The 13,976-nt window shown below is 69.7% G+C and carries 16 protein-coding genes; 3 read left to right on the top strand and 13 right to left on the bottom strand.

The window, feature by feature from the left end; translation table 11 throughout:
* Nucleotides 1–3: 3 nt before the first annotated feature.
* Genes ACFV9C_RS21390 through ACFV9C_RS21355 form a run of 8 tightly spaced genes read right to left on the bottom strand, consistent with a single transcriptional unit; the run spans nt 4 to nt 6,379 of the window.
* The gene (locus ACFV9C_RS21390; RefSeq protein ID WP_380195989.1) at nt 4–729 is read right to left on the bottom strand and encodes an SDR family NAD(P)-dependent oxidoreductase; all 726 of its coding nucleotides are present in this window, start codon (nt 727–729) and stop codon (nt 4–6) included.
* On the bottom strand, nt 726–1,424 hold the full coding sequence (locus tag ACFV9C_RS21385; protein ID WP_380195987.1) for a GntR family transcriptional regulator: 699 nt from the start codon (nt 1,422–1,424) through the stop codon (nt 726–728). The genes ACFV9C_RS21390 and ACFV9C_RS21385 overlap by 4 nt, the downstream gene beginning before the upstream one ends.
* Nucleotides 1,421–2,254: a fumarylacetoacetate hydrolase family protein gene (locus ACFV9C_RS21380; RefSeq protein WP_380195985.1), complete on the bottom strand. Its 834-nt coding sequence runs from the start codon at nt 2,252–2,254 to the stop codon at nt 1,421–1,423. Before ACFV9C_RS21380 ends, ACFV9C_RS21385 begins: the two co-directional genes overlap by 4 nt.
* 39 nt (nt 2,255–2,293) lie before the next feature.
* Complete coding sequence (locus ACFV9C_RS21375) at nt 2,294–2,689, bottom strand: RidA family protein (RefSeq protein WP_380195983.1); 396 nt, start codon at nt 2,687–2,689, stop codon at nt 2,294–2,296.
* Nucleotides 2,689–3,777, bottom strand: coding sequence for an Ldh family oxidoreductase (locus ACFV9C_RS21370; protein WP_380195982.1), 1,089 nt, complete (start codon nt 3,775–3,777; stop codon nt 2,689–2,691). The genes ACFV9C_RS21375 and ACFV9C_RS21370 overlap by 1 nt, the downstream gene beginning before the upstream one ends.
* A complete protein-coding gene (locus ACFV9C_RS21365; protein ID WP_380195981.1) occupies nt 3,774–4,556 on the bottom strand; it encodes an ABC transporter permease in 783 nt (260 codons plus the stop codon). The genes ACFV9C_RS21370 and ACFV9C_RS21365 overlap by 4 nt, the downstream gene beginning before the upstream one ends.
* Nucleotides 4,553–5,332: an ABC transporter ATP-binding protein gene (locus tag ACFV9C_RS21360; protein WP_380195979.1), complete on the bottom strand. Its 780-nt coding sequence runs from the start codon at nt 5,330–5,332 to the stop codon at nt 4,553–4,555. The genes ACFV9C_RS21365 and ACFV9C_RS21360 overlap by 4 nt, the downstream gene beginning before the upstream one ends.
* Before the next feature lie 21 nt (nt 5,333–5,353).
* Nucleotides 5,354–6,379 (bottom strand): ABC transporter substrate-binding protein, encoded by a 1,026-nt coding sequence (locus ACFV9C_RS21355; protein ID WP_380195977.1) that lies wholly within the window; start codon nt 6,377–6,379, stop codon nt 5,354–5,356.
* Between the two features lie 362 nt (nt 6,380–6,741).
* Here ACFV9C_RS21355 and ACFV9C_RS21350 point away from each other — a divergent pair, with 362 nt between their 5' ends.
* Both ACFV9C_RS21350 and ACFV9C_RS21345 read left to right on the top strand, forming a co-directional pair.
* The gene (locus ACFV9C_RS21350) at nt 6,742–8,034 is read left to right on the top strand and encodes a sensor histidine kinase (protein WP_380195976.1); all 1,293 of its coding nucleotides are present in this window, start codon (nt 6,742–6,744) and stop codon (nt 8,032–8,034) included.
* Between the two features lies 1 nt (nt 8,035).
* Nucleotides 8,036–8,686: a response regulator gene (locus ACFV9C_RS21345; RefSeq protein ID WP_380195975.1), complete on the top strand. Its 651-nt coding sequence runs from the start codon at nt 8,036–8,038 to the stop codon at nt 8,684–8,686.
* Here ACFV9C_RS21345 and ACFV9C_RS21340 read toward each other — a convergent pair.
* The gene (locus ACFV9C_RS21340; protein ID WP_380195973.1) at nt 8,683–9,231 is read right to left on the bottom strand and encodes a MarR family winged helix-turn-helix transcriptional regulator; all 549 of its coding nucleotides are present in this window, start codon (nt 9,229–9,231) and stop codon (nt 8,683–8,685) included. The two genes, ACFV9C_RS21345 and ACFV9C_RS21340, sit on opposite strands and share 4 nt — an antisense overlap.
* Before the next feature lie 123 nt (nt 9,232–9,354).
* Here ACFV9C_RS21340 and ACFV9C_RS21335 point away from each other — a divergent pair, with 123 nt between their 5' ends.
* Entirely contained in the window at nt 9,355–10,020 is a 666-nt protein-coding gene (locus ACFV9C_RS21335) for an FMN-dependent NADH-azoreductase (protein ID WP_380195971.1), read from the top strand.
* 1 nt (nt 10,021) lies between these two features.
* Here ACFV9C_RS21335 and ACFV9C_RS21330 read toward each other — a convergent pair whose 3' ends face one another.
* The 4 genes from ACFV9C_RS21330 to ACFV9C_RS21315 all read right to left on the bottom strand — a co-directional run bounded on the left by ACFV9C_RS21330 (nt 10,022) and on the right by ACFV9C_RS21315 (nt 13,952).
* Entirely contained in the window at nt 10,022–10,849 is an 828-nt protein-coding gene (locus ACFV9C_RS21330) for a putative RNA methyltransferase (RefSeq protein ID WP_380195970.1), read from the bottom strand.
* A gap of 169 nt (nt 10,850–11,018) precedes the next feature.
* The gene (locus ACFV9C_RS21325; protein ID WP_380195968.1) at nt 11,019–11,882 is read right to left on the bottom strand and encodes an ABC transporter permease; all 864 of its coding nucleotides are present in this window, start codon (nt 11,880–11,882) and stop codon (nt 11,019–11,021) included.
* On the bottom strand, nt 11,869–12,807 hold the full coding sequence (locus tag ACFV9C_RS21320) for an ATP-binding cassette domain-containing protein (protein ID WP_380195966.1): 939 nt from the start codon (nt 12,805–12,807) through the stop codon (nt 11,869–11,871). The genes ACFV9C_RS21325 and ACFV9C_RS21320 overlap by 14 nt, the downstream gene beginning before the upstream one ends.
* A gap of 2 nt (nt 12,808–12,809) precedes the next feature.
* Entirely contained in the window at nt 12,810–13,952 is a 1,143-nt protein-coding gene (locus ACFV9C_RS21315; protein WP_380195964.1) for an outer membrane lipoprotein carrier protein LolA, read from the bottom strand.
* Nucleotides 13,953–13,976: the final 24 nt, after the last annotated feature.

Here is a 13,976-nt window from a genome sequence, read left to right as displayed (position 1 = left end):
GATTCACTCCACAAAGCTCGTGAGCTTGGCAAAGGCACGTTCCCTGGTCAACACCGACCCGGTCATGGCAGCGGCGTCCGACAGCAGGAACAGCAACGGCCCGACCACGTCGTCGGGGTCGCCGATCCCTATGGTGTCCTGCCAGTGCTCCCGGTCCGCACCGGCGTTCGCTCCCCGGAACTGTTCGGTGTCGATCACGCCCGGCGAGACCACGTTCACCCGGACCCGGTCCGCGGCCACCTCCGCCGCCAGCGTCTTCGCGAACGCCACCAGCGCCGCCTTGCTCGCCGCGTACGCCGCGGCGCCCGGGTACCCGCTGGACGCCATCCCGGACGTGAACACCACGACCGAGCCGGCCTGCTGCTTGACCATGTGCGGTACGACGGCCTGGCACGCCCACACCACGCCGTCCAGGTTCACCTGCAGTGTCCTGGTCCACTCGGCCGCGTCCAGCTCCAGCACGGTCGACCGCGGCTGCACGGCCGCCCCGGCTACGAGCCCGTCGATCCGCCCGTGCAGCCCCAGCACCTCATCGACCGCCGCCACTACTGCAGACCGGTCGGCAACGTCCACCTGCAGGAAACCCACGCCCTCAGGTGGTGCGGTGACATCAAGGACGACCGCCGTACCGCCGGCAGCGTTCACCGCCTTGGCCAGCGCAGCACCGATGCCCTGGGCGCCGCCGGTGATCAGTACGACCTCACCGGTCGCGTCGAAGCTCGCCTTCATGGCATGTCCTTCTGCTTCGACGTCATGGTTTCGGTGATCCGCTGGAACGCACCAGCCAGGTGACTGCGCAACGCCAGCTCAGCCGCGTCCGGATCACGCGCCACGCACGCGTCCAGGATCGCCTGGTGCTCCTGACGGCTCTTCTCGATCAGGAACGCCGTAGGACGGCTCCCGAACCGGTAACGCTCGCTGTTCTGCCACACCGGCTCGATTGCCCGCGGCAACCACTGCGACCCGCTGGCGCGGTAGATCGTGAAGTGGAAGTCCGCATGCGCGTCCCGGGCACCCGCAGAGTCCTCGGCACGCGACAACCGCAAGTGCTCGGCCAGCGCAGCAGCCGCCTTCGACAGGTCCTCTTCGGTGAAACGAGCAGCAGCGGCCCGTACGGCGAGACTCTCCAACGCCAGCCGGGTCTCGTGCGTGTCCCGCAGATCGGACAGCGACAGGTCACGGACCCACGCGCCACGGTGCGGGATGATCTCCACCAGCCCGAGCGCCTCCAGCCGGCGAAGGCCTTCGCGTACGGGCATCTGGCTCATCTCCAGCCGGCTGGCCAGCTCCACCAAGCGCAGCGGCGTACCGCTGGGCAGCTCACCGGACAGGATCAGCTGATGCAGCTCGGCGGCCGCATGCTCGGCGAGCGTACGACGACCGCCCTTGCCGCCACCGGGCAGCAGCTCCAACGGACCACTCATGCGCGTGCCACCTTGTTCCGCAGCTCTCCCAGCTTGTCGGAGCGCGTGACGACCACGTCGCCGTCCTGCAGGAATACCTGCGGCTCACGGGCGTTGCCGATGCCGGCGGGCGTACCCGTCAGCAACAGGTCACCCGGGCGCAGCGTCATACCGAACGACAGCTCACTGATCAGCGTGGCCACGTCGAACGCCATCTGCCGCGTCGACGCGTCCTGGCGTACCTCGTCGTTCACCAGGCACTGCAGGTGGATGTCCTGCGGATCGCCCAGCTCGTCGGCGGTCACGATCCACGGGCCGAGCGGCATCGTGTCGTCGATGCTCTTGCCCTTCAGCCACTGCCCGCCGTGCGCGCGCTGCAGGTCCCGCTGCGACACGTCGTTCGCGAGCGTGTAGCCCCAGACATGGTCGAGCGCCTCGGCCACGGGGATGTTCTTGCCGGTCTTGCCGATCACCAGCGCGACCTCGGCCTCGTAGTCCCACTTGGCGGAGATCGCCGGGTCCCAGGCGATGTCGTCGTACGGCCCGATCACCACGTCCGGGCCTTTGGTGAAGAACGTCGGGTGCAACGGCCGGTCCACGTCCTGGCCCTCGCGCTTGCCCTTGCTCTCCTCGAAGTGGTCCCAGTAGTTCCACCCCGTGCACAGGATGTCCCGCCGGAACCGCCGCAGCGGCGCCCGCAGATCCTCTTGCCGGTAAGGGATCTCGTCCACAACCGCGGCCGTGGCCTCGATCACCTCGGTCAGATCCGTTGCATCAAGCAACTTTACGGAGTTCTCTTCGAGCACGCCGGGGACGACCGCCCCGGCGTGCTCGACCATCACATATCTCATCTCAGGTCCACTCGACGCCGCGCACAACATCACCCCCGGTTATGAGACCACCGCGATCGCGTTGATCTCGATCAGATAGTCAGGATTGGCGAGCTTGCTGACCTCGACCATCGTCGAGGCCGGCAAGGGTTCGGTGAAGTACTGCGCCCGGACCTCGTGGATCTTGGCGAAGTCCTCCATGTTGCGGACATACACGTCGACCCGGCAGACGTCCGCGAGCGTGCCGCCGGCCGCCTCGACGGCCGCCTTCACGTTCTCGCACACCTGCCTGGTCTGCTCCCGGACGTCCCCGACGCCGGCGATACCGCCGTCCGGCGTCCGTGCGGTCATCCCGGAGACGAACACCAACCGCCCGGTCGCCTCGACCGTGGTGGCCTGCGAGAACACCCCGTTCGGGCTGCGCAGCGCCGCGGTGGAAACCTGTGTTTTCGGCATCAGTCCAGCACCCCTCCCGCCGGTACGACGGCACCGACCGCGCGCGCAGCGGCGAGCAGCCCGTCGAGTCCCGACCTCTCGATCAGTACGCCGTTGCGCCGTTGCTGCCCGGCGCGTTCGGCCTCTATCTCCCCCGGCAGGTACAGCCGGTTCACTCCGGGCGCGGTCGCACTGCCGCGGACCCGCGCCGCCAGCCCGGACGAGCGGCGCTTGAAGTCCTCGACGCCGCCCATCAGCTCCGGGTCGATCGCCAGGAACAGGTGCGCGCAGTCGTTCGGCCGGTCCGGCTCGCGGTACAGCGGGCGGACCTGGTCGCCCCAGCCGCCGCCGCTGAGGACGCCGGTGAGCACGTCGATCATCAGCGCCAGCCCGAAGCCCTTGTGGCCCGCGGCCGGCAGCAGCATGCCCAGGACGGCCTCGTCCGGGTCGGTGGTCGGCGTACCGTCGCGGTCCGTCGCCCAGCTGTCCGGGATCGTCCGCCCGGCCGACGCGGCCAGCCGGATCTTGCCCAGGGCAACCGCCGACAACGCCATGTCCAGCACGATCTCGACGCCGGCCGTGGTCGGTACGGCGATCGCCAGCGGGTTGTTGCCGACCAGCCGCTCCGCGCCGCCCGGAGCGGGCATCAGCGGGGTCGTGTTCGACATTGCGATACCGATACACCCGGCTTCGCCGGCCTGCATCGCCCAGCGGCTCGCGGCGCCGAAGTGGTGCGCGTTCCGCACCGACACGATGCCGATCCCGTACCGCCCGGCGCGCTCCACGGCGTGGCTCATCGCCTGCGGGCTGGTCAGCTGCCCCATGCCGCCGCGGGCGTCCACCACCATCGCGGCGCCGGCGTCGAACAGGACGTCGAGCTCGCGCTCCCGGGTGACACCGCCGGCGTTCAGCCGTTCGACGTACATCGGGACCAGCATCACGCCGTGCGAACTGACGCCGCGCAGGTCCGCCTCCACCAGCGCGGACGCGATGTCGCCGGCATCCGCGGACTCGAACCCGAGCGCGCTGAACACGGCCGCCACGGTGGCCTCGAGCCACTCCGGCCGGACCAGGACCCTACGGTCCGCGTCGGAAGCCTGTGCCGTCATCGCTTCTCCTGGGCCCAAGGCAGAAGCAGGTGCTCCAGCAAAGTCAGGCCGTAGAAGAGGACGATGCTCATCACGCTCAGCAGCATGATCGCGGCGAACGCCAGGGTGGTGTCGGCGCTCGCGCCGGACTGCTGGATGACGTACCCCAGGCCCTTGGTGGCACCGACGAACTCGGAGATCACCGAGCCGATCACCGCGAGCGAGATCGCCACCTTGAGCCCGGTGAAGATCTGCGGCATCGCGTACCGCAGCCGGAGCTTGAAGAACTCCTGCACCCGGCTCGCGTTCAGCGACCGCATCAGCTCGACCAGCTCGGTCGGGGTCGACTTCATCCCCTCCGCGGTCGAGATCACGATCGGGAAGAAACACAGCAGCAGCACCATCACGACCTTCGGCCACTGCCCGAAGCCCATCCAGATCACCAGCAGCGGCGCCACCGCCACCTTCGGGATCGCGTTCACCATCAGCAGCAGCGGGTACACCAGCCGCTCGAGCACCACCGAGCGGACGATCACCAGCGCGATCGGTACGCCGATCACGATCGCCAGCAGGAAGCCCTCGATCGTCTCGGCCAGCGACGTACCGGTCTCGGACAGCAGCTGTCCGGGCTGCTCGAAGAACTTCTGCAGCACCGCCCACGGGCTCGGCAGCAGGAACGGCTGGATCGCGAACACGACCGTCGCGCCCCACCAGAGCCCGATCGCGGCCAGCAGACCGACGATCGGCAGTACGACGGCCGAGACCGGTGAGGTGGTCAGCCAGGAGGGTCTGTTCGTCACGGCCGCACGTCCTGTACTTCTTTTTCGGCAAGCAGCGCGTGCAACCGCCCGCTGATCTCCGCGACCTCGGTGAGGTGCGCGTTCTGGCCGAGGCTGCGCGGCCGCGGGATGCCGATCTCGACGACCTCCCGCATCCGGCCGGGGCGCGGCGTCAGCACCACCACCCGGTCGGCGAGCACGACGGCCTCCTCGATCGAGTGCGTGACGAACACGATCGTGGTGGACAGCTCCATCTTGATCCGCTGCAGCTCCTCGGACAGCTCTGTCCGGGTGAGCGCGTCGAGCGCGGAGAACGGCTCGTCCATCAGCATCACCTGCGGGTCCCGGATCAGCGACCGGCACAGCGACACCCGCTGCTGCATGCCGCCGGACAGCTCGTGCGGCAGCCGCCGTTCGAACCCCTGCAGGCCCACCAGCTCGAGCAGCTCGTGGGCCCGCTTCAGGTACGCCGCCTTGGTACCGGCGCCCTTGTCGATCTCCACCGGCAGCATCACGTTCGACAGCACGGACCGCCACGGCAGCAGGGCCGGCCGCTGGAACATGAACGAGACGTCCCGGCGGGGTCCGGTGACGGGTTCCCCCGCCACCTGGACCGCACCGGACGTCGGCGGCAGCAGTCCCGCGATCAGCCGGAGCAGCGTGGACTTGCCACAGCCGGACCGGCCGATCAACGTGACGAACTCACCGCCGCGAACGTGCAGGTCGATCTCCTCCAGGGCGGTCACCCGGCCCTCGCGTCCGTCGAAGACCTGCCCCACACCGTCCAGGCGAATCATCCGGTTCCAGTACTCCTGTCGTCAGCTCTTCGGTGCCAGGTTCATCGTCACGATGTCGTCGGGCTTGATCGAGCCCTTGCCGATCGCCCCCGCGTCCTCGAGCTGCGAGATGATCGTCTGCACCCGCTCCTGCGTGACCTCACCGAGCGGACCCTTGAAGGTGTCCGGCTTCACGTACTTCTTCATGATCTCGAGTTCCTTGGTGGCAACGTCCAGATCGGTGTTCGGCACGTACTTCTTCAGGATCGCGGCCGCCCCGGCCGGGTCGTTCACGGTGTCCTGCAGGCCCTTCAGCAGGGCGTTGGTGAACTTCTTCACCTGGTCCGGGTGGTCCTTGGCCAGGTCCGAGCGGGTGATGATCGTGTTCCCGTACAGTGCCGGGAGCTTCTCGCCGTACGGCAGCGTGATCACCTTGCGGTGCTGGTTGTCCGCCTTCGCGATCAGCGGCTCGCCGACCACGAACTGGCCGATGCCCTGCACCTTGCCGGACGCCAGCAGGGCCGGCAGCCCGGGCGGCGGCGACGGCAGGAAGGTGACCGACTTCGGGTCGATCCCGACAGCCTTCGCGTAGACCGGGAACATCACCGTGTTGGTGGAGCCCGGCTGGTCGCCGATGGTCTTGCCCGGCATGTCCTGCGGGCCGTTGATGCCCAGACCCTGCAGCGTCATGATCGCCGCCATCGACCGCTGGTGGATCATGCCCACCGAGGTGACCGGGAGCTTCTGCTTGGCCAGGGTGATCGCGAACGCGGTGAAGTCACCGATGCCGTAGTCGGCCTGTCCGCCGGCCACCAGCTTCATCACGTCGACGGTCCCGCTGCCGGGCGAGATCTTGACGTCGAAACCGGCGTCCTTGAAATAGCCCTTCTCGAGCGCGACGTACGCGTACGCCTCGCGACCGAAGGTGTTGAACGACGTCAGGTAACTGACCTTCTGCAGGCCGTTGTCACCGCCGCTCGACGCCTTGTCGTCACCGCCGCCACACGCACTCACCACGGCGAGCCCCAGGACCGCCATCAGGGCGATGACGGAACGCCTCAACCTCATATCGACCTCTCTCGTCCCGATATTTGATCAAACATCAAATGCAGAAAGGTGGTCAATCGGTCCGCGCGGACTTCACGGGGACTTAACGTCCGCCGCACCGGGTCCTCGCATCCTGCCGGCCACCCGTTCCTGGAGCTCCCCCATGCCTGTCCGTAACCGGACGGGCACCCGCCCCGACCACAGACCGTACCTGCCTGGGCAGCAGATCGCGACGCCCGCGAGGACCGAACCCGGCGGCATTGCGTCAAATTTGCGTAAACCCTCAACTTTCCGGGTGACCCAGCCCACGTCGGCGTCCGGTTTCCCGTGCGCTCACTCCGGGGAGGGAGGTGGCGCTCCACTGGCTTTGACACGATGTGACAGTGAGTACGACGGCGCGGTGGGTGTGGCAGGCGATCGGTTGCCTGTGGCGTCCGTCGACGTACCTCCGCTGGGTCTACCTGCTGCTCGGCGCCGCGCTGGTGCTGGCGTTCATCCTGGTCGACAGCGCGCTCGGTGCGGTGGTGTCGGACCTCGGGCTGCCGAAGGTTGCCACCGGCACCCTCTACGTCGTGCTCGGGCTGGTGCCGCCGCTGGTGCTCGGTCTGCTGCCCGCGGTCCGCGAGGTGGAGGGCATCGCGGTCGAGTCGCTGCTCGCGGTGCGCTTCGAGGAGCGGCCGCTCGGCCCGGCGCGGACGTGGGCGCAACGCCGCCGTACGACGGCCTGGTTCTGCCTGCACCTGGTGGCCGGTGGCGCGGTCGGCATCCTCAGCACGATTGTGTTCGGCTTCGGGGCGATCTGGCTGGCGGCCCCGTTCCGTTCCGCCGGCCCGCACGACGTCGTCCCCGGCTGGACGTACCAGATCCGTGGCAACTGGACCGACCTGTGGATGCCGGCGGCCGCGATCGGCAGCCTCGCCGGGCTGTTCCTGCTCTCGTCCGCGGTCGGCGCCCTGCTCGCCTACCTGGCGCCGCGCGTCCTCGGCCCGACCGCCGCGGAGCGCATCGAGCTGCTGGAGCAGCAGACCGCGACACTTGCCGAGCGCAACCGTCTGGCCCGCGAGCTGCACGACAGCGTCGGGCACGCGCTCAGTCTGGTCACCATCCAGGCGGCCGCCGCCCGGCGCGTGCTGGCCAGCGACCCGGAGTTCGCCGAGACCGCGCTGGCCGCGATGGAGACGTCCGCGCGGGCGGCGCTGGCGGACCTCGACCACGTCCTCGGGCTGCTCCGCGACGACCGCCGTCCCGGTTCGCGGACGACGCCGCAGGCCACCCTCGGCGGCCTGGACCGCCTGGTCGAGGCGACCCGGGCCGGCGGCATCACTGTCGAGGTCGAGCACCGCGGCGACCTCGAGCAGCTGCCCGCGGCGGTGTCCCGGGAGGCGTACCGGATCGTCCAGGAGGGCCTGACCAACGCGATCCGGCACGCGGGCCGCCCGGCGGGCGAGCTCGCCGTACAGATCTCCATCTGCCTGGACGGGTCCGGGCTCGAGCTGATCGTGGCGAACCCGGTCAGCGGGCGGTCCGACCATTCGGGCGGCGGCCGCGGCCTGGCCGGGATCCGTGAAAGAGTCGCCGTACTGCGCGGCACCGTCGACGCCGGGCCGGTCAGCCGTCCCGACGGCGCCGGCTGGAAGCTCGCCGTACGGCTGCCGGTGAACGTGACGAAGGGATGAGATGAACCTGTCCGTGGTCGTCGTCGACGACGAGCCGCTGATCCGCAGCGGGCTGCGCGCCATCATCAACGCCGAGGCGGACCTCACGGTCGTCGGCGAGGCGGGCGACGGCGCGGAGGTGCTGCCGCTGGTCCGCCGTACCGGGGCCGACGTGGTGCTGATGGACGTCCGGATGCCCGCGGTGGACGGCATCCAGGCGACCCGGCTGTTGCTCGACAGCCTCGACCCGGCGCCGCGGGTGCTGGTCGTCACCACGTTCGAGAACGACGACTACGTGTACGACGCGCTCCGCGCGGGCGCGTCCGGGTTCCTGCTGAAGCGGACGCCGCCGGACGACATCGTCGCGGCGATCCGGACGGTCGCGCACAGCGAGTCACTGCTGTTCCCGGAGGCGATCCGCGCCCTCGCGCTCGCCCACGCCGGTACACCGGCGCCGACCGGGCTCGACGAGTACCAGCTGACCGAGCGCGAGCAGGAGGTGCTGCGGCTGATGGCGCGCGGGCTGTCGAACGCCGAGATCGCCGCCGAGCTGATCCTCGGCCTGCAGACCGTCAAGACGCACGTCGCGAACGTGCTCTCCAAGCTGAACGCCCGGGACCGCACGCAGGCCGTGATCCGCGCGTACGAGTCAGGCTTCGTCCCGCTCCACTAGGTTTTGGCAGGGTCGTCGGCCTCGGCCAGGGTGCAGGCGTTGTGCAGCGGGTCGATGGCGTTGGCCTTCATCGCGAGCCGCTGCAGCAGCATCCGGAAGCTGGCCCGCTCGGACTCGTCGAGGATGCCGAGCAGCTGGTCCTCGGTCGCCCGCAGCCGCCGCTCGAGGTCGCACATCACCTCGTACCCCTGCTCGGTCGGCGCGATCAGCCGCGCCCGGCGGTCGGCCGGGTCCGGGCGGCGCTGCACCAGGCCGGCCCGCTCCAGGTCGTCGAGCAGGTAGGTCATCACGGTCCGGTCGACGCCGAGCTGCGCGGCCAGGTCCAGCTGCCGCTTCGGGCCCTCGGAACTGGTCGTCGCCAGCACCTGATACCCGCGCGGGCCACCGGGCAGGCCCTCCAGGGCCGCCGCGGACGCCTTCGCGTACTGCCGGAAGACGACGCCCAGCGCCCAGCCGAGATCGGCCTCGACCGGCGCACCACCGGCGCTCTGGGGCGCGACCCCTCGCGCACCACGGGTGGCGACGTCGGGCGAAGTACTGGACATGTCCCCATCGTACGTGGTGTAGGCCACTCGGAATACGTTCTGACTTGAATATGTTCTGCTTCACAGATTATCTTCGAAGCAGCCCAAACGAGGCCCCCCTCACACTCGATGGAGACAGAACCTATGAGCACCCTGCTACGCGTCGACGCCAGCGTCCGGCTGGACGGTTCGGTGTCCCGCGCGCTGGCGGACAGCGCCGAGGCCGCCTGGAAGGCGGAGCACCCGGACGGTGTCGTCGTACGGCGTGACGTCGGTCAGCACCCGCTCCCCTCGACCCTGTGGCCGACGCTGGTCGCCGCCCAGCTCGGCCAGGAGCCGGCCGCGGACGCCGACCGGATGCCGCTCGCGGACGCGCAGGCGATCGCCGCCGAACTGTCCGCCGAGATCCGGGACGCCGACGCCGTCCTGCTCGCCGTACCGCTCTACAACTACGGCATCGCGCAGAACATCAAGACCTGGATCGACGTGCTGCTGATCGACCGCGAACTGGGCGGCAGCGGCCAGCTGAAGGGACGCCCGGCGATCTTCGCGCTGGCCCGTGGCGGCGGCTACGGCCCCGGTACGCCGAAGCACGGCTGGGACCACGCCACGCCGTACCTCGAGCGCATCTTCGGCGACGTGTACGGCATGAACATCCGGACCGCGGCCGCCGAGCTCACCCTGGCCCCGGTCACCCCGGGCATGGAGGAGCTGATCGACGCCTCCAAGGTGTCCGAGGCCGAGGCCCACGTCGAGGCCGACAAGCACGGCGCCGTGGTGGCCCGCGAGCTGATCGGCCACGCGGCCTGAGCTAGGGCTGCCAGGTCGACAGCGTGACCGACAAGGTGACGACCGAGGGCTCCGGCAGTACCGCGATCCGCTGCAGCAGTTCGCGGTAGTTCAGGTGCCGGGCACTCGGCGTCATCAGCACCAACTGCTCCACGGCTGTCCGGTCGAGCGACATGACCTCCTCGACCACCTCGCTGTCGGTGCGGGTGAACTCGCCGTTCAGCGAGTCCTCCAGGCGGCGTTCTTTGTCCTCGTCGACGCTGACCATCCCGAGTACGTCGACCAGTTCGGCGAGGTGCCGCTGGTTCGGCGTAACCACCAGCAGCCGGCCGTCCGGTGCGAGGACGCGCGCCATCTCCCGCGCGTTACGGGGCGCGAACACGTTCAGCATCAGCTGCGCGGACCCGTCCACGAGCGGCAGCTCCCGCCACGCGTCGCACACCACGGACGCGATCCGCGGATCGACCTTCGCGGCCCGGCGGGCGGCGTACTTCGACACGTCCAGGGCGATGCCGCGGCGGCGCCCGGACAGGCCGAGGACGCCGGACAGGTAGTACGCCGTACCGGCGCCGACCTCGACCACCAGGTCGTCCTCGCCCAGCCCGGCCGCGAGGATCAGCGCGTCCCGGATCGGTGCGTAGTGCCCGGTGCCGAGGAAGACCGTGCGCGCGCCGACCATCGCGGCCGAGTCGCCCTCGATCCCGTTCGAGGCCGCGGGCAACAGGTTCAGGTACCCCTGCTTGGCCAGGTCGTACGCATGCCCGCGCGGGCAGCGCGCCGTACGGTCGGCCAGTGCGAGCGGTTCCGCACACACCGGGCAACGCAGTACGGCGACGAGGTCTGGTTCCACCGGGCCTAGTGTCCCGCACACGGTGTAGGTCGAGCGATAGCGGTGTCCAGGTGCGTGCATCGTGGTGCTTGGTCAGTGGCCTCGATGCGGAGCATCGTGGGCGCTGGCCAAGTGCCGCGAGGTGCGTGCCTGGGCGCCGATAGCGCCGACCTACACCGTGTGCGGGACACTAAGTTATGTCCCGGCTCGTGATCCTTGCCCAGGCGGCCGCGTAGAAGACCACGACGTACCCGGCCTGCAGCAGCAGGTTGCGGAGGATGTCGTGGTAGTACGGCGGATCTCGGAGCAGGTCGGCGAACGACTGCCAGCGGTAGATCAGCAGCCACGGGTGGATCGCGTGCAGCTGCGGGATCGCGGTCAGGATCCCGAGGATGACGAACGTGCCGAACGTCGCGGCCATCGCGGCCAGCGGCGTCGAGGTCAGCGACGACACGAACAGGCCGATCGCGGCCAGCCCGAGCAGCGACAGCGCGATCACGACCGCGATCCCGAGCGCCCGGAGCAGGCCGTCGCCGAGCGAGACGGTCGAACCGGACAGCAGCAGCACGTCGCCGACCGGGAACAGGATGAACCCGACGATGAAACCGGAGATCCAGATCGTCATCGTCGCCGCGAAACAGAACACGATCAGCGCGACCATCTTCGCGGCGAGCAGCCGCGACCGGCCGGCCGGTGCGACCAGGAGATTGCGGAGGGTACCGAGGCTGGCCTCGCCGGCCAGCGACTCCCCCGAGATCACCGTTACCGCGGTCGGCAGGAAGAACGGCATCGACAGCCCGAGGCTGCCGACGATCAGGAACAGCCCGTTGCCGGCGATCTGCCCGAGGAACCCGTCGGTGCCACCGTTGCTGTCGGCGATCTTGATCGCGATGCCGATCAGCAGCGGTACGGCGGCCAGCACGCCGAGGCCGACCTGCGTGCGGGTCCGGGCGAACACGAGCCGCAGCTCGGACCGGAACAACGCGAGCGTGTGCCGCCCGGCGCTCGGCCGTTGCACGACAACGGTCTCCGCGACCGCTTCACTCGGCGACATCGAAGCCCTCCCCGGTGAGTGCCACGAACGCGTCCTCCAGGCTCGGGCGTTCCAGGCCGAAGCCGTGGATCCGTACGTCGGCCGCGACCAGTGCGGCCGCGAACTTCTCGATCGGGAGCTCGCCGGGGTCACCCTCGACGGTCTCCTCGTTGGTCTTCAGGTCCGTGACGCCGAGCCCCTGCAGCGTGTCCGCCGCCTGGGTGAGATCCGGCGTACGGACCACCAGCCGCGGCCGGAGCTCCGCGCGGAGATCCGCCACGGTGGACTGCCGGAGCAGTTTGCCGCGGCTCATCACCGCGGCGTGCGTACAGACCTGCTCGACCTCGGCCAGCAGGTGCGTCGACGTGAACACCGTCGTACCGTCATGGGCCAGCTCGCGGATCAGGTGCCGGACCTCGCGGGTGCCTTGCGGGTCCAGGCCGTTCGTCGGCTCGTCCAGCACCAGCAGCTCGCGGCGCTGCATCAGCGCGACCGCGATCGCCAGCCGCTGGCGCATGCCGAGCGAGTACGCGCGGACCTTCTTGCCGGCCGCGTTCGACAGGCCGACCCGCTCCAGCGCCTCCCCGGCGCGCGCCTTGCGGGTCTTCGGGTCTGCCGTCCTGTCCGCGGCGTCGAAGCGCAGCAGGTTCGCCTGACCGGTCCAGAAGGGGTAGAACGCCGGGCCCTCGACCAGCGCGCCGACCCGCGGCAGCACCCGCAGGTGCGCCTTCGGCATCGACTCGCCGAGCAGCTCGACCGACCCGGAGGTCGGCGCGATCAGCCCGAGCAACATCCGGATCGTGGTGGTCTTCCCCGACCCGTTCGGGCCGAGGAAGCCGAACACACTGCCGGCCGGCACCTCCAGGTCGACGGCGTCCACCGCGACCTGGCCGCTACGGAACCGCTTGGTCAACCCGTGGGTGACGACCGGCGCGCCACTCGTCATGCTCAGCGCGGGGCTTTCGCCGCGGCAGCCTGCAGGGTGTCCGGCGTGACCAGACCGGCGAACACCCGGCCGTCATCGGTGATCAGCACGCTCACCATCTTGCTGGTCAGCACCTTGCCCTTACCCCACGAGCCCTGCACGGTCGGCGCCTTCGCCAGCAGCTGCGCGAGCTGACCGCTCCCGGTCAGGCCGGCGGTCTGCGCGCCGCCCTTCAGCATCACGACGCTGTCCCAGCCGGTCCCGATCACGGTCGGCTTGTCAGCCGGCGTACCGGACTTGCGCGGCAGCACCTTCCGCGGCGGCTCGACCTGCTTCGGCGCGATCTGCTTCGGCGCGATCTTGGCCGGCGCCTTCTCGTCGGTGACCTTCACACCCTTCGGCGGGGTGAACGTGAACGTGCTCGCGGACGGTACGTCGAACGAGACCGAGGTGAAGCCCAGCTCGACCGCCGGGTTGCCACCGCTGCGCGGCATCACGGTCACGTCCAGCGGGACCCACGTCTTGGAGTCGATCGCCAGCGTCACCGAGCCGACCGTCGTCTTGTCGGTCTTCGGCACCAGGCGCAGCTTGTACGCGTCCCGGCCGGCGACCTTCTCGGTGCCGCTGACCTGGACCGTGGTGGTCGGGTCGATCGCGGCCAGGAACTGCTTGGCCACGTCCTGCGGGTTGTAGTTCTGCGGCGTCGTCTTCTCGGGCGCCTTCTCGGGCTTGCCGTTCTGGTGCGCGGGCAGCGTCAGCTTGGTCGCCTCACGCTTGGCCGAGTCGTACGCCCAGGCGGACGTGCCGTCGGTCGTCCAGACCCGCTCGGCCTGGTTGTCGAGCACCGACACCCGGGCCTTGTCCGGGGTCGCGAACGCGACCCGCGCGGTGTGCTGCCCGCTGAGCATCTCGGTGATCTGGCTGCTGCTGCCGCGGCCGGACATCCCCGGGATCGCCGGGAGCCCCAGATCCGCTGTCGAACTGACTGTGCCACTCAAGCCGTCCACCTTCGCGGTCTGCACCTTGGTGAGCAGATCCTGCGCGGTGATACTGGGCAGCTTCGGCGAGGCGTCCGCGACCACCGGACCGAGTGCCCCCACTCCCGCCACCACGGCGACCGCCGTGACCGGAACCAACCATCGTCTGTTGCGCTGCGCTACGCCCATGGATACAGCCTCGCACCGCGTGCC

This window comes from Kribbella sp. NPDC059898, assembly GCF_042730855.1.
Classification (GTDB): Bacteria; Actinomycetota; Actinomycetes; order Propionibacteriales; family Kribbellaceae; genus Kribbella.
This window is presented reverse-complemented; position numbering and strand designations above follow the sequence as displayed.

Coding starts and splice junctions, on each gene's coding strand:
- ACFV9C_RS21380 (WP_380195985.1), bottom strand. CDS start 2,254: ATGAGATATGTGATGGTCGAGCACGCCGGGGCGGTCGTCCCCGGCGTG.
- ACFV9C_RS21390 (WP_380195989.1), bottom strand. CDS start 729: ATGAAGGCGAGCTTCGACGCGACCGGTGAGGTCGTACTGATCACCGGC.
- ACFV9C_RS21345 (WP_380195975.1), top strand. CDS start 8,036: ATGAACCTGTCCGTGGTCGTCGTCGACGACGAGCCGCTGATCCGCAGC.
- ACFV9C_RS21360 (WP_380195979.1), bottom strand. CDS start 5,332: ATGATTCGCCTGGACGGTGTGGGGCAGGTCTTCGACGGACGCGAGGGC.
- ACFV9C_RS21355 (WP_380195977.1), bottom strand. CDS start 6,379: ATGAGGTTGAGGCGTTCCGTCATCGCCCTGATGGCGGTCCTGGGGCTC.
- ACFV9C_RS21320 (WP_380195966.1), bottom strand. CDS start 12,807: ATGACGAGTGGCGCGCCGGTCGTCACCCACGGGTTGACCAAGCGGTTC.
- ACFV9C_RS21370 (WP_380195982.1), bottom strand. CDS start 3,777: ATGACGGCACAGGCTTCCGACGCGGACCGTAGGGTCCTGGTCCGGCCG.
- ACFV9C_RS21375 (WP_380195983.1), bottom strand. CDS start 2,689: ATGCCGAAAACACAGGTTTCCACCGCGGCGCTGCGCAGCCCGAACGGG.
- ACFV9C_RS21340 (WP_380195973.1), bottom strand. CDS start 9,231: ATGTCCAGTACTTCGCCCGACGTCGCCACCCGTGGTGCGCGAGGGGTC.
- ACFV9C_RS21385 (WP_380195987.1), bottom strand. CDS start 1,424: ATGAGTGGTCCGTTGGAGCTGCTGCCCGGTGGCGGCAAGGGCGGTCGT.
- ACFV9C_RS21335 (WP_380195971.1), top strand. CDS start 9,355: ATGAGCACCCTGCTACGCGTCGACGCCAGCGTCCGGCTGGACGGTTCG.
- ACFV9C_RS21325 (WP_380195968.1), bottom strand. CDS start 11,882: ATGTCGCCGAGTGAAGCGGTCGCGGAGACCGTTGTCGTGCAACGGCCG.
- ACFV9C_RS21315 (WP_380195964.1), bottom strand. CDS start 13,952: ATGGGCGTAGCGCAGCGCAACAGACGATGGTTGGTTCCGGTCACGGCG.